At 71.1% G+C, this 13409-nt stretch carries 8 protein-coding genes; 5 read left to right on the top strand and 3 right to left on the bottom strand.

What is annotated here, in order from left to right:
- Positions 1-19 precede the first annotated feature (19 nt).
- Both J7I98_RS10125 and J7I98_RS10120 read right to left on the bottom strand, forming a co-directional pair.
- Positions 20-3385, bottom strand: coding sequence for an ATP-dependent DNA helicase (locus tag J7I98_RS10125; RefSeq protein ID WP_214920290.1), 3366 nt, complete (start codon positions 3383-3385; stop codon positions 20-22).
- A 425-nt stretch (positions 3386-3810) separates the two neighbouring features.
- Positions 3811-4218, bottom strand: coding sequence for an MGMT family protein (locus J7I98_RS10120; protein WP_285438012.1), 408 nt, complete (start codon positions 4216-4218; stop codon positions 3811-3813).
- A gap of 137 nt (positions 4219-4355) precedes the next feature.
- On the opposite strand from J7I98_RS10120, the gene J7I98_RS10115 reads away from it, so the two are divergent.
- From J7I98_RS10115 to J7I98_RS10095, 5 genes are all read left to right on the top strand, one after another.
- Complete coding sequence (locus tag J7I98_RS10115; protein WP_214920288.1) at positions 4356-7067, top strand: lysylphosphatidylglycerol synthase transmembrane domain-containing protein; 2712 nt, start codon at positions 4356-4358, stop codon at positions 7065-7067.
- Between the two features lie 80 nt (positions 7068-7147).
- On the top strand, positions 7148-8710 hold the full coding sequence (locus J7I98_RS10110) for an alpha/beta hydrolase (protein WP_214920287.1): 1563 nt from the start codon (positions 7148-7150) through the stop codon (positions 8708-8710).
- 74 nt (positions 8711-8784) lie between these two features.
- Positions 8785-10389 carry an alpha/beta hydrolase gene (locus tag J7I98_RS10105; RefSeq protein ID WP_214920377.1) on the top strand — a complete coding sequence of 535 codons (1605 nt, stop codon included), beginning with the start codon at positions 8785-8787 and terminating at the stop codon, positions 10387-10389.
- A 118-nt stretch (positions 10390-10507) separates the two neighbouring features.
- Entirely contained in the window at positions 10508-11299 is a 792-nt protein-coding gene (locus J7I98_RS10100; protein WP_214920286.1) for a ParA family protein, read from the top strand.
- Positions 11299-12114 carry a ParB/RepB/Spo0J family partition protein gene (locus J7I98_RS10095; protein ID WP_214920285.1) on the top strand — a complete coding sequence of 272 codons (816 nt, stop codon included), beginning with the start codon at positions 11299-11301 and terminating at the stop codon, positions 12112-12114. The genes J7I98_RS10100 and J7I98_RS10095 overlap by 1 nt, the downstream gene beginning before the upstream one ends.
- Positions 12115-12185: 71 nt before the next feature.
- Here the strand turns inward: J7I98_RS10095 and moeZ are convergent, their stop codons facing one another.
- Entirely contained in the window at positions 12186-13364 is a 1179-nt protein-coding gene (gene moeZ, locus J7I98_RS10090; protein WP_214920284.1) for an adenylyltransferase/sulfurtransferase MoeZ, read from the bottom strand.
- Positions 13365-13409: the final 45 nt, after the last annotated feature.

Below are 13409 nucleotides of genomic sequence, written 5' to 3'. Positions count from 1 at the left end.
CGGTCCGTCCGCTTTTCAACTAGTCGATTACGTGGCGGCCCTCCGGCTGTGCGCTGCACGACGCGCGGAAGGCGCAGTGCGTGCAGTGCTGGCCGGTGGCCGGTGCGAAGCGCTCGTCGAGTACGCGGCCCGCGGCCGTGGCGAGCAGGTCGCCGACCCACTCCCCCGCGAGCGGCTCCTGTGCCTGGATTTTGGGAAGGGCTTCCCCGCCGTCCTTCTTCGCCGCCGCCTGACGCAGTTGTACGAGTTCCGCGCCGCCGGGCTCGGGGCGCGTGCCGCCGAAGGCGTCGTCCACGGCGCCCTCCCGTACCGCAAGCTGGTACACGGCCAGCTGGGGGTGGTGGGCGACCTCGTCGCGTGTGGGGGTCGATTTCCCGGTCTTGAAGTCGACGACGTACGCCCGTCCCTCCGCGTCCTCCTCGACGCGGTCCATGGAGCCGCGGATCCGTACCTCGTACGATCCGCCCGCCTCCAGCGTCACGTCGAAGTCGTGCTCGGTCGCGACAGTGGTGCGGCCGCCGCGGTCCATGACGTGCCACTGGAGGAAGCGTTCGAGCGCGACGCGCGCGTGCTCCTTCTCCTGCTGGGACTTCCAGGGGGCGTCGAAAGCAAGGGCGTCCCAGACGGAGTCGAGGCGCTCCATCAGTACGGCGAGGTCTGCGGGCGTACGGCCGGACGCGACCTCGTCGGCGAGGACGTGGACGACGTTGCCGAAGCCCTGGGCCGCTGTGGCGGGGGCGTCCGCCTTGACCTCGCGGCCCAGGAACCACTGGAGGGAGCAGGTGTTGGCGAGCTGGTCCAGGGCGCTGCCGGAGAGGGCTACGGGCTGGTCGCGGTCCCGCAGCGGGATGCTGCTCTGCGTCGGCTCGTACAGGCCCCACCAGCGGTACGGGTGCGCGGAAGGGACCAGCGGCTGGCCGTCCTCGTCCGCGAGCGCGGCCAGCCGGGCCAGGCGGCGGGCGGCGGCGTCCCGCAGGGCGGGGGTCGCGGCCGGGTCGACGGTGGTGGCGCGCAGCTCGGCGACGAGCGGGGCGACGGCGAGGGGGCGGCGGGGGCGGCCTGTGACGTCGCGCGGTTCTACGCCGAGCTCGGTGAGGAAGCGGGAGGGCTGGTCGCCGTCGTCGGCGGGGGCCTTGACGGCGGTGATGACGAGGCGGTCGCGGGCGCGGGTCGCCGCGACGTAGAAAAGGCGGCGCTCTTCGGCGAGGAGCGCGCCCGGGGTGAGGGGTTCGGCCAGGCCGTCGCGGCCGATGCGGTCGGCTTCGAGGAGGGAGCCCCGGCGGCGCAGGTCCGGCCAGAGGCCCTCCTGGACGCCCGCTACGACGACCAGGCTCCATTCAAGGCCCTTGGAACGGTGGGCCGTCATCAGGCGTACGGCGTCCGGGCGTACGGCGCGCTTGCTGAGGGTGTCGGCGGCGATGTCCTGGGCGTCGAGCTCTTCCAGGAAGTTCAGCGCGCCCCGGCCGCCTGAGCGCTCTTCGGCGCGGGCCGCGGTGTCGAAAAGTGCGCACACCGCGTCGAGGTCGCGGTCGGCGTTACGGCCTGCGGCTCCGCCGCGCAGGGCGGCGCGTTCGAGGCGCCCCGGCCAGGGGGTGCCGTCCCAGAGCTCCCAGAGGGCCTCTTCGGCGGTGCCGCCGGCTTCGAGGAGCTCGCACGCCTTGCCGAGGAGCGCGCCGAGGCGCTGGGCGCCTCGGGCGTACGCCGGGTCGTGCGCGGCCAGCCGCTCGGGCTCCGCGAGGGCGCGGGCGAGGAGCTCGTCGGAGGGTGGGGGCAGGCGGTTGCCTGCGGCGCGCTCCTCGTCGCGCAGGGCGCGGCCGAGGCGGCGGAGGTCGGCGGTGTCCATGCCGGCGAGGGGGGAGGTGAGCAGCTCGGTGGCGGTTTCGGTGCGGAGCCAGGTGGAGGCGGGCGCGGGACTGTTCCCCTCGCCGGCCCCTTCCCGAGGGTGCAGTGCTGCCTCTGCCACCGCTCTCAGGGCCGTCAGCAGCGGGGTCACCGCCGGCTCGTGGCGCAGCGGGAGGTCGTCGCCGTCTATCTCCAGGGGGACTCCCGCAGAGGTGAGGGCCCGGCGTACCGCTGGGATCGTGCGGCCGCCGGCCCGGACGAGTACCGCCATCTCGTTCCACGGCACGCCCTCCTCCAGGTGGGCGCGGCGCAGGATGTCGGCGATGTTGTCGAGTTCCGTGCCCGCTGTCGGGTACGTGAAGACGTCCGTACGGCCTCCCTCCCGTACCGGGGACAGGTCCCTGTGCGCCCGTACCTTTTCGGCCGGAAGGCGGGTCAGCGGCATGCGGCGGGTGAGCAGGCGCGTGGCCGTCAGGAGGTCGGCGCCCGAGCGGCGTGATGTGGTCAGCACCTCTACCGGAGCCGGCCTCCCGTCCGTACGGGGGAAGTGGTCGGGGAACTGGAGGATGCCGCCGACGTCCGCGCCCCGGAAGGCGTAGATCGACTGGTCCGGGTCGCCGAAAGCGACGAGCGTGCGGCCCGATCCGGCGAGTGCGTGCAGGAGGCGGACCTGCGCGGCGTCGGTGTCCTGGTACTCGTCCACGAAGACCGCGTCGTACTGCGCACTGAGCCGGCCCGTGAGCTCCGCCTCTTCGGCGAGCAGTACTGCGCGGTGCACCAGCTCGGCGTAGTCGAGGACTCCCTGCATGTCGAGTACGTCGAGATATTCGGCGAGGAAGGCGGCTGCCGCCTTCCAGTCGGGCCGTCCTGTACGGGCGGCGAAGGCGCCCAGCGCGTCGGGTCCCAGGCCCAGTTCCCGGCTGCGTGCCAGCACCGCGCGGACCTCGTCGGCGAAGCCACGGGTGGTGAGGCAGGCGCGCAGTTCGTCCGGCCAGTGGACGTCGGAGGGCAGGCCGGTGCGGTCCAGGTCCACGTGGCCCGCCAGCAGCTCTCGTACCGCCACGTCCTGTTCGGGGCCGGACAGCAGCCGCAGCGGTTCGCTGAAGAGATCGCTGTCCTGGTGGGCGCGGACCAGGGCGTAGCAGAAGGAGTGAAAGGTGGTCGCCTGCGGCCCGTACGCGCCGCCGAGACGGAGGGCCATCCTGTCGCGCAGTTCCACCGCCGCCTTGCGGCTGAAAGTGAGGACCAGGATCCGCTCGGGAGAGGCCCCTTTGGCGACGCGCGCGGCGACGGCCTCCACCAGGGTCGTCGTCTTGCCCGTGCCGGGTCCCGCGAGAACAAGCAGCGGTCCGCCCGCATGGTCAACCACGGCACGCTGTCGTGCGTCCAGAAGAGGAGGATCCACAGGTCCCGGCGGGGTACGTACCAGTCGGTACGCGCCCGGGGTCCGCCCCCTACGCCCTTGCCGGCTTGGGGGGACCTCCAGCCGTGCTTGACGGTGTGGCGGATTCCAGGCCGAACCTGTGGAAGTGGAGGAGCTCACGTGGATCGCCGGTCCTGGTGGGTGTGCGGGTTGACTTGCCGCCGTGCGCGGGGCGCGGCGGGTGCGGGACTAGTGGTGGGGCGAGCGGGATGACGGGGACGGCAAGGGTGACGGGGATGACGGGGACGAGTGGTCTGTGCGTGCGGCGCGTTGACGACGCTACGCCAGTGGGCGGCGGGGACGCAGGGAGTCCGGACCGTACCCCGGCCCGTACCCCGTACGGTCCTGGCACCGCCCGCAGTGGCGCCGCATGCCGGAAGCTGTCAGGTGTGAGCCGTGTGAGCTTCCGCACCCCCGCCAGCGCCGCCGTCCCCCGCGCCGCCGCTCCAGCCCGCGCCGCCCGGCCCCGCCCCGGCGTCCCGGCCCGCGCCGTAATCGCCGCCCGTGCCGCCGTCCCGGCCCGCGCCGAAAGGGCCGCCCGTGCCCTAATCGCCGCCCGCCCCGTCATCGCCGCCCGGCCCCGCCCCGCCGTCCCACCGCGCCCGCTTCAGGTCCAGGCGCGGCACGTGGCTTTCCGCCCTGGCAGATGCCGTGCGCAGTGGAGTGCCCTCTGCCCGGTAGTGGTCCAGCGCCCGCAGCTCGTGGCCCGGCAGCAGCACGCCGTCCGCCCGCACCACGCGCCACCAGGGAGCAGCGCCGCCGTACAGGGCCATGACCCGGCCCACCTGGCGGGGCCCGCCCTCTTCCAGCCACTCGGCGACGTCCCCGTACGTCATCACCCGGCCCGGCGGAATCAGATCTGCCACTTCCAGCACACGCTCGGCATACTCGGGGTATCGGGCGGAATCGGATGGGGATTCGGAGGATTCCGGCAGCTCCCGTTCATCGCTCATCCGGTCAATCCTGCCCCACGCCACCGACAATCCGCACGGCCCCGAGAGGCGCATCCAAAACACCGCACGCCCCCGCAATGCACCCTGATGCCCCCCTCCGTCATCTGGTCATGCCACCATCATCCGGGCGGTGACAGGTGATACGAGATCAAGAAGAAACGACGAAGGAGCAGGGCGTGCAGCCTTCCCCGGCGGGCACCCCTGGCGCCGAGCCGCGCTCCGACGCGCCCGCTCCGGACCCTCAGTGCGGTCCGGGCGCGAGCCACATCGACCGGGTCTCCGGTGACGAGCCGCTGCTCGCCGCGCGCGTGCACCGGCCCTCCGACCTGGTACGTCTCCTCGTCGGCATCCTCGGAATCGTCTGCGTACTCGCCATCGCGGCCTTCGCGCACGGCACCACGTCCGGCCTCGAAGAGGACATCACCAAGGGCACGGGACAGACCCCAGACGTCTTCACAAAGCTGGCAGGGCTCATCTCCAGCATCGCCATACTGATCCTGCCGGTCGCCTTCGCGATCGAGCGGCTGATCAAGCGCGACGGGCTGCGGATCGCGGACGGCGTACTCGCGGCCGTACTCGCCCATGGGGTGGCCCTGGCCACCGACCTGTGGGTCTCCGAGGCCGCCCCCGACACGATCACGGACGCCCTCACCCGGACCACGACGAGCGGCGACCTGACCGACCCTGTGCACGGCTATCTCGCGCCCGTCATCGCCTACATGACGGCGGTCGGCATGGCCCGCAGGCCGCGCTGGCGCGTGGCGCTGTGGGCGGTCCTGCTGCTCAACTCCTTCGCCGTGCTCGTCGGCGGCCAGACCACGCCGTTCTCGATCATCGTCACGGTACTGATCGGCTGGACCGTCGCGTACGGCACGCTCTACGCCGTCGGCTCCCCGAACGTACGGCCCACCGGGCAGACCCTCCTCGCGGGTCTGCGGCACGTCGGGTTCCGCCCCGTCACCGCGATGCGCGCCGAGGACGTCCCCGACTCGGCCGAGCAGGGCGACCGCGGACGCCGGTATCTCGTCACCCTGGAGGACGGCCCGCCCCTGGACGTCACCGTCGTGGACCGCGAGCAGCAGGCGCAGGGCTTCTTCTACCGCGTGTGGCGCCAGGTGACGCTGCGCGGCATCACCCAGCGCCGCTCGATCCAGTCCCTGCGCCAGGCCCTCGAACAGGAGGCGCTGCTGGCGTACGCCGCGATCGCCGCCGGGGCCAATGCCCCGAAGCTGATCGCGACCTCCGAACTCGGACCCGACGCCGTGATGCTCGTGTACGAGCACCTGGGCGGACACTCGCTGGACTCGCTCCCCGACGAAGAGATCACCGACGAGCTGCTGCGCGGCTCCTGGCGCCAGGCGAAGGCGCTCCAGTCGCGACGTATCGCCCACCGCAGGCTGGTCGGCGACGCGATCCTGGTGGATCGTTCCGGCAGGGTGATCCTCACCGATCTGCGCGGCGGCGAGATCGCCGCGGGCGACGTCGTCCTGCGCATGGACATCGCCCAGCTGCTCACCACGCTCGGGCTCCGCGTGGGCGCCGAACGCGCGGTGGCCGCCGCCGTCGACGTACTCGGCCCCGAAGCGGTCGCCGACAGCCTGCCCCTGCTCCAGTCGATCGCGCTCAGCCGCTCCACCCGCGCGACCCTGCGCAAGCTGGCGCGCGAGCGGTCGAAGCGCGAGCGCGAGGCGGTGCTCGAGGCGTCGCACGCCGCCAAGGTGGCCAGGTCGGGCGCGTCGGCGGGCGACGAGGCCACGGCCGCCGCCAATGGCCGGAAGGCCGTACGGGCGGAGAAGAAGGCCGAGAAGGGGGCCATCGACGAGGCGCTGGAAGAGGCACGGGAGGAGGACCTGCTGACGCAGATCCGTCACCAGGTGCTGCTCATCCGCCCCCAAGCGCCGGTGGAGCCTGCCCGCCTCGAACGCATCAAGCCGCGCACGCTCGTCAGCGTCATCGCCGGTGCGTTCGCCGCGTACTTCCTGATCTCGACGCTGGTGGACAACTCCATCAGCGAGACGGTCGCGGATGCACAGTGGGGCTGGGCCGCGATGGCCGTGCTGTTCTCCGCGCTGAGCTATCCGGCCGCGGCAATGAGCCTGCTGGGCTTCGTGCCCGAGAAGGTGCCGTTCTGGCGCACCGTCAAGGCACAGGTGGCAGGGTCCTTCGTGAAGCTGGTCGCGCCGGCGGCGGTCGGCGGTGTGGCACTCAACACCCGTTTCCTGCAGCGCGCCGGCGTACGCCCCGGGCTCGCGGTGGCAAGTGTCGGAGCCTCGCAGCTCTTCGGTCTGGCCAGCCACATCTCGCTGCTGATGATCTTCGGTTATGTGACGGGCACGGAACACACCCCCACGCTCACCCCGTCCCGGACAGTGATCGCCGGACTGCTGACGGCGGCCGTGCTGGCGCTGGTGGTGACGGCCGTGCCGTTCCTGCGCAAGTTCGTGGTGACGCGGGTCCGGTCGTTGTTCGCGGGTGTGGTGCCGCGCATGCTCGACGTACTCCAGCGGCCGCAGAAGCTGGTCACCGGTATCGGCGGGATGGTGCTGCTCACCGCGGCGTTCGTGATGTGCCTGGACGCATCGATCCGTGCCTTCGACAGCGACGCCCGGCTGAGCTACGCCACCATCGCGGTGGTCTTCCTGACCGCCAACGCGATCGGTTCTGCGGTGCCGACACCCGGCGGTGTCGGCGCGGTCGAGACCGCGCTCATTACGGCTCTGACATTCGCGGGCCTGCCGTACACGATCGCGACGTCGGCCGTCCTGCTGTACCGGCTGCTGACGTTCTGGCTTCCGGTGCTGCCCGGCTGGCTGTTCTTCAACCACCTGACGCGCAGGGGCCAGCTCTAGTCGCTTCGCACCAAACCGGGCGCGCCCCGTATGGCGCTCCCGGAGCGGCACGCTCCCTTGCCCCGTCGCACGATGGATCCATGGCCACCTCCCCCGTCCTGCGCGCGACGGCCGCCTTCACCGCCGCCGTCCTCCTGTCCCTCGCCGGATGCTCCGACAACGGCGACAAGGACGGAGACGGGGACGGAGCGGAGCAGGACCTCGCCGGCCAGAAGCTGGACTGGAACGACTGCCCTGCCCCGTCCGCCGCGGAGGGCGGCGGCGACGCACCCTCGCCCCTCCCCGGCGGCAGCAAGTGGCAGTGCTCCTTCATGAACGTCCCGCGCGACTACGCGAAGCCGGACGGCGAAACGATCGAGCTGGCACTCATCCGCGTCAAGGCCCGCGACACCAAGAACCGCATCGGCTCCCTCATCTTCAACTTCGGCGGCCCCGGCGGCTCCGGCGTGACCGGCCTGCCCTCCCTGGCCGCCAACTACGAGAAGCTGCGCTCCCGCTACGACCTGGTCAGTTTCGACCCGCGCGGAGTCGGCCGCAGCGTCGGCGTCGAGTGCCACGACGACGAGCAGCTCGACGAGTACTACGCCCAGGACAGCACCCCGGACGACGCCGCCGAGGAGAAGACCTTCACCGAGAGCCTCGCGGAGTACGCCTCCGCGTGCGAGGAGAACTCGGGCGACGAGCTCCCGTACGTCGGAACCACCAATGCCGCGCGCGACCTGGACCTGATGCGCCAGGTCCTCGGCGACGACAAGCTGTACTACTTCGGCATCTCGTACGGCACCGAACTGGGCGGCGTCTACGCCCACTTGTTCCCCAAGAGAGTCGGCAGGGCGGTCTTCGACGCCGTCGTCGACCCCACCCAGCCCTCCGAGCAGGGCTCGCTCGGCCAGGCCAGGGGCTTCCAGCTCGCCCTCGACAACTTCGCCCAGGACTGCGTCGACCGGGGCGAGGAATGCACGCTGCCCGGCCGCACGGTGAAGGAGATCGAGGAGTTCATCGCGGACCTCATCAAGAGGCTCGACAAGAAGCCCGTCAAGGGCATCGGTGAACGCCGGCTGACGCAGTCCCACGCCGCCAACGGAATCCTCCAGACTCTGTACTCCAAGGACTACTGGCAGTACCTGGAACAGGGCCTCGACGAGGCGGACGGCGGCAACGGCGAGCTGCTCCTCACCCTCTCCGACTCCATGAACGGCCGCAGCCCCGACGGCTCGTACAGCAACATCGGTGCGGCGAACGCCTCCATCAACTGCGTGGATTACAAGGCACGTTACGACCTCGAGCAGACCAAGGCGACGCTCCCCGAGTTCCGCAAGGTCTCCCCCGTCTTCGGCGACTTCCTCGGCTGGGGCCTGCTGGGCTGCTCGCAGTGGCCGGTGGACGGCGAGTGGGACACCCCCGACGTGAGCGCGCCCGGCTCGGCCCCCATCCTCGTGATCGGCAACACCGGGGACCCGGCGACCCCCTACGCGGGCGCCCGGAAGATGGCCGAAGAGCTGGGCAAGGGCGTCGGCATCGAGCTGACGTACAGGGGCGAGGGGCACGGCGCGTACAACAGCGGCGACGCGTGCGTACAGGGCGCCGTGAACGCGTACCTGCTGGAGGGCAAGGTCCCGGCCGCCGGAACCGTGTGTCAGTAGGGCCGCCTAGGATGGCGAATCTGTTTTCGAGTGATTCGAATCGTTCGCACACTGGGCGCTTGCGGGGGGCCATGATGGCGAGTTTGGTACGAGCAGGTGCCCTGGCGGCGGCTGCGCTCCTGACGGCGGGAGCAGCCGCCGGCTGCGGCAGCGGTTCCCCGGACGCCGGATCGCCCCCGTCTGCCTCCTCCACCCCGGCCTCCCCGCCCAAGGGGTCCTCCTCCAAGGACGCGGGCAGTGAAGGCGGCGCACAGCCCGCCCTCCCGGCAGCGCTGACCGGCCAGCAGCTCGACTGGAAGCGGTGCGCCGCGCCCCGCAAGGCGAGGGGCAGCGGGGCCCAGGCCCCCGGCAGCCAGTGGCAGTGCGCCACGCTCACCGCGCCGCTGGACTACAGCAAGCCGGACGGCGAGACGATGGGCATCGCCCTGATCCGCTCGAAGGCCACCGACAGCGACCGGCGCCTCGGCTCGCTCCTGTTCAACTTCGGCGGGCCCGGCGGCTCGGGCGTGGCCGGACTGCCCGGCTTCACCACCGCCTTCACGGCCCTGCACGAGCGGTACGACGTGGTCAGCTTCGACCCACGCGGCGTCGCCGAGAGCTCCGCCGTCGTCTGCCAGAACGACCGGCAGGCCGATGCCTCGTACCTGCTGGACTCCACCCCCGACACCCCCGCCGAGGAGAAGGCCTACCTCGACGACTCCGCAGCCTTCGGCGCGGGCTGCCTCAAGCGCTCAGGCAAGGTCCTGCCGTACGTCGGCACGAGCAGCGCCGCCCGCGACATGGACCTGATCCGCCAGGTCCTCGGCGACAAAAAGCTGAACTACTTCGGCTTCTCCTACGGAACAGAGCTCGGCGGGACGTACGCCCACCTGTTCCCCAAGAACGTCGGGCGCATGGCACTGGACGCGGTCGTCGACCCGTCGGCGGACTTCGTCCACCACTCGCGCAATCAGACCCTGGGCTTCCAGCGCGCCCTCGACAACTACTTCAAGAGCACCGGCACCACCCCCGAGGCGGGCACCGCGCGCGTCGCGCGGCTGCTCGACCGGCTCGACAAGAAGCGGCTGACGACCCGCAGCGGCCGCCCGCTCACCCAGAGCCTGGCGGTCACTGGCATCCTCCAAACGCTCTACGGCGAGGACAGCTGGCCCATGCTGACCAAGGGCCTGCGGGAGGCCGAGAACGGCGACGGCACGACGCTGCTGGCGCTCGCCGAGTCGTACAACAACCGTGACCAGGAAGGGCATTACAGCACCGATCACCACGCACAGCGCGCCATCTCCTGCGCCGACGCCAAGGGGCGCGTGAGCGGCGCCGAGGTCAGGAAGACACACCTGGCCGACTTCAAGAAGGTCTCGCCCGTGTTCGGCCCGTACCTGGCGTGGGACCTGGCCGGATGGTGCGCCTCCTGGCCGGTCGACGGCGAACACGAGACGCCCGAGGTCGGCGCCCAGGGCGCCGACCCGATCCTGGTCATCGGTGGCACGGGCGACCCGGCCACGCCGTACGAAGGATCGCTGCGGATGGTCGACGAGCTGGGCAAGGGCGTCGGCGTACAGATCACGTACCAGGGCGAGGACCACGGTGCGTACCTGACGGGCAACTCCTGCATAGCCCGAGCGGTCAATCCGTACTTCCTGGACGGCAAGGTTCCGGCGGACGGGACCACCTGCTCGTAACTCCATCCGCTCATCAGTCCGTAGCCCCACGGCGTGTGTACGACGCGCGCCCGCGCTCCACTGTCACAGTGACCACAAATCCCGAATGTCGGATTTGCGTGAATCAGGGAGAGTGGTCGTGGCCCACGTACATGTGATCCTCAATCAGAAGGGCGGCGTGGGTAAATCCACGCTCGCCGTCAACCTCGCCGCCGTCACCGCCGATGTGCTCGGCGCCGGGCCCGAAGGCGAGCGGCCGCCCGTCGTCGCCGTCTCGATCGACCCGCAGGGCTCCGCCGTGTGGTGGTCGGAACGGGTCGGCGACGGGCTGCCGTTCGACTTCGTGCAGGCCCATGACGACCTCGCCGGGCTCGCCGCCCTCCCCCGCATCCCCTCCGCCCAGCACGTCTTCGTCGATACGCCCGGCTGGCTCGACCTGGCGGAATCGGACGGCGAGGACCCCCTGGGGAAGGGGTCGGCGGCGGACGCGCTGCGCGCCGTCCTCGACAGCGCGCACGACGTGATCGTGCCGATCGAGCCCGAGCCGCTCGGCTTCCAGCCGACCCAGCGCACCATCGAGCGGGTCGTGAAGCCGCGCGGGCTGCCGTTCCGGGTGGTCATCAACAACTGGGACCCGCGCGACGGCAAGGCGGATCTGGACCAGACCCGGGCGTTCGTCGAGGCGCAGGGCTGGCCCCTCGCGCGCACCGTCGTACGCCACTACAAGCTGCACACCCGCGCATCGGCCGACGGCCTCGTCGTCACGCAGTACGGCGCGAACCGCGTCGCACTCCAGGCCCGCGAGGACTTCTTCCGCCTGGCACTGGAGGTCGGGCTCGCCGTCATCCCGGCCCCGGCCAAGCCCAGGCGGGCGCCGCGCACCAAGCCTCATACGAAGCCGCGTACGCCGAAGAAGGCGGGGGCCCGCTGATGGGCCGCCGCACCGACCTCGCCACGCTGCTCACCCCGGGAGCGACCGCGTCGCACGCCGAGCGGGACACGTACCAGCTGACCGTCCCGCTCGCGGACCTCGCCGAAAACCCCGACAACCCGCGCCACGAGCTGCGCGACCTCGACGGCCTGGCCGAGACGCTGCGCGAGCGCGGCGTGCTCCAGGCCCTCGGCGTCGTCTCGCGCGCCGCGTTCCTCGGCGCGCATCCGCAGCACGAGGCCGCGGTGGGCAACGCCCCGTACGTCGTACTGCACGGCCACCGCCGACTGGCGGCGGCAAAGCTCGCCGGGCTGCGCGAAGTGCCGGTGCTGGTACGGGAGGACGCGACCCGCACCGACGAGGACGCGCTCATCGAGAACGTCCAGCGCGACGACCTCACCGAGCTCGAACAGGCCCGGGCCATCCAGGGCCTGATCACCTCGTACGGCTACTCGCAGCGGCAGGTGGCCGCCCGGATCGGCAAGACGCAGGGGTTCGTCTCGCAGCGGCTGTCGCTGATGAGGCTCCGCGAGGATCTCCAGGAGGCGCTGGCCGACGGCCGCGTGTCGGTCGAGGACGCGCGCCGCATCGCGCGGCAGCCGCGCGACGAACAGCAGCTCCCGGGGGCCGCGCCGGCCGCACCCGTACCCAAGGCACGGCAGCAGGCACGGCGGCGCGATTACGGCGTAATCACCCTGGACAGCCGGGGCACGCCGGAGGAGCTCGTCGAGGCACTGCGCCGCAACCTGGCGCCCGCGGCCCTCGAACGGGTGGCGGAACTGCTGGCACAGGGACCCTTGTCACGGGGACGCTGACGCAAGCGGAAGGGGCCGCCCCGCACATGATGTGCGGGGCGGCCCCTTCGTGCGTTACGTACTGACGAGCTTTAGTAGATCGGCTTCTCGGGCTCGATCTGGTTGACCCACCCGATCACGCCGCCGCCGACGTGCACCGCGTCCGCGAAGCCCGCGGACTTGAGCACTGCGAGGACCTCCGCACTGCGGACACCCGTCTTGCAGTGCAGGACGATGCGCTTGTCCTGGGGCATGCCCTCGAGTGCCTTGCCCATCAGGAACTCGTTCTTCGGGATCAGCCGGGCGCCGGGGATCGAGACGATCTCGTACTCGTTCTGCTCCCGGACGTCGATGATCTCGATCTTCTCGTCGGCGTCGATCCACTCCTTGAGCTGCTTGGGAGTGATGGTCGAGCCGAGCGCCGCCTCCTGGGCCTCCTCGGACACGACGCCGCAGAAGGCCTCGTAGTCGATGAGCTCGGTGACGGTCGGGTTCTCGCCGCAGACCGCGCAGTCGGGGTCCTTGCGGACCTTGACCTGGCGGTACTGCATCTCCAGGGCGTCGTAGATCATCAGTCGGCCGACCAGCGGCTCACCGATACCGGCGAGGAGCTTGATCGCCTCGTTGACCTGGATCGACCCGATGGACGCGCAGAGCACACCCAGCACGCCGCCCTCGGCGCACGACGGGACCATGCCCGGCGGCGGGGGCTCCGGGTAGAGGCAGCGGTAGCAGGGGCCGTGCTCGGACCAGAAGACGGACGCCTGGCCGTCGAAGCGGTAGATCGAGCCCCAGACGTACGGCTTGTTGAGCAGCACACACGCGTCGTTGACCAGGTAACGGGTCGCGAAGTTGTCCGTGCCGTCGACGATCAGGTCGTACTGGGAGAAGATCTCCATCACGTTCTCGGCTTCGAGCCGCTCTTCGTGAAGGACCACATTCACGTAGGGGTTGATGCCGAGGACGGAGTCACGGGCGGACTCGGCCTTCGAGCGGCCGATGTCGGCCTGGCTGTGAATGATCTGGCGCTGCAGGTTCGACTCGTCGACCTCGTCGAACTCCACGATGCCGAGGGTGCCGACGCCGGCCGCCGCGAGGTACATCAGCGCGGGCGAACCCAGGCCGCCGGCGCCCACGGCGAGCACCTTGGCGTTCTTCAGCCGCTTCTGCCCGTCCATCCCGACATCGGGGATGATCAGGTGGCGGGAGTACCTGCGAACCTCGTCGACAGTGAGCTCGGCAGCGGGCTCGACCAGGGGTGGCAGCGACACGGGGACTCCGTAGGTCGGTCAAACAGTACGGGTTGTTCTCCGCGT

The organism is Streptomyces sp. ISL-98 (genome assembly GCF_018614055.1).
Taxonomy (GTDB): Bacteria; Actinomycetota; Actinomycetes; order Streptomycetales; family Streptomycetaceae; genus Streptomyces; species Streptomyces spiramyceticus.
Note: the sequence above shows the minus strand (reverse complement) of the source record. Positions and strands in the feature narration are given on the sequence as shown.

Bases quoted from the DNA above. Each gene is read 5' to 3' on its own strand.
- J7I98_RS10095 (WP_214920285.1), top strand. From the start codon at position 11,299: ATGGGCCGCCGCACCGACCTCGCCACGCTGCTCACCCCGGGAGCGACC.
- J7I98_RS10105 (WP_214920377.1), top strand. From the start codon at position 8,785: ATGGCGAGTTTGGTACGAGCAGGTGCCCTGGCGGCGGCTGCGCTCCTG.
- J7I98_RS10120 (WP_285438012.1), bottom strand. From the start codon at position 4,218: ATGAGCGATGAACGGGAGCTGCCGGAATCCTCCGAATCCCCATCCGAT.
- J7I98_RS10110 (WP_214920287.1), top strand. From the start codon at position 7,148: ATGGCCACCTCCCCCGTCCTGCGCGCGACGGCCGCCTTCACCGCCGCC.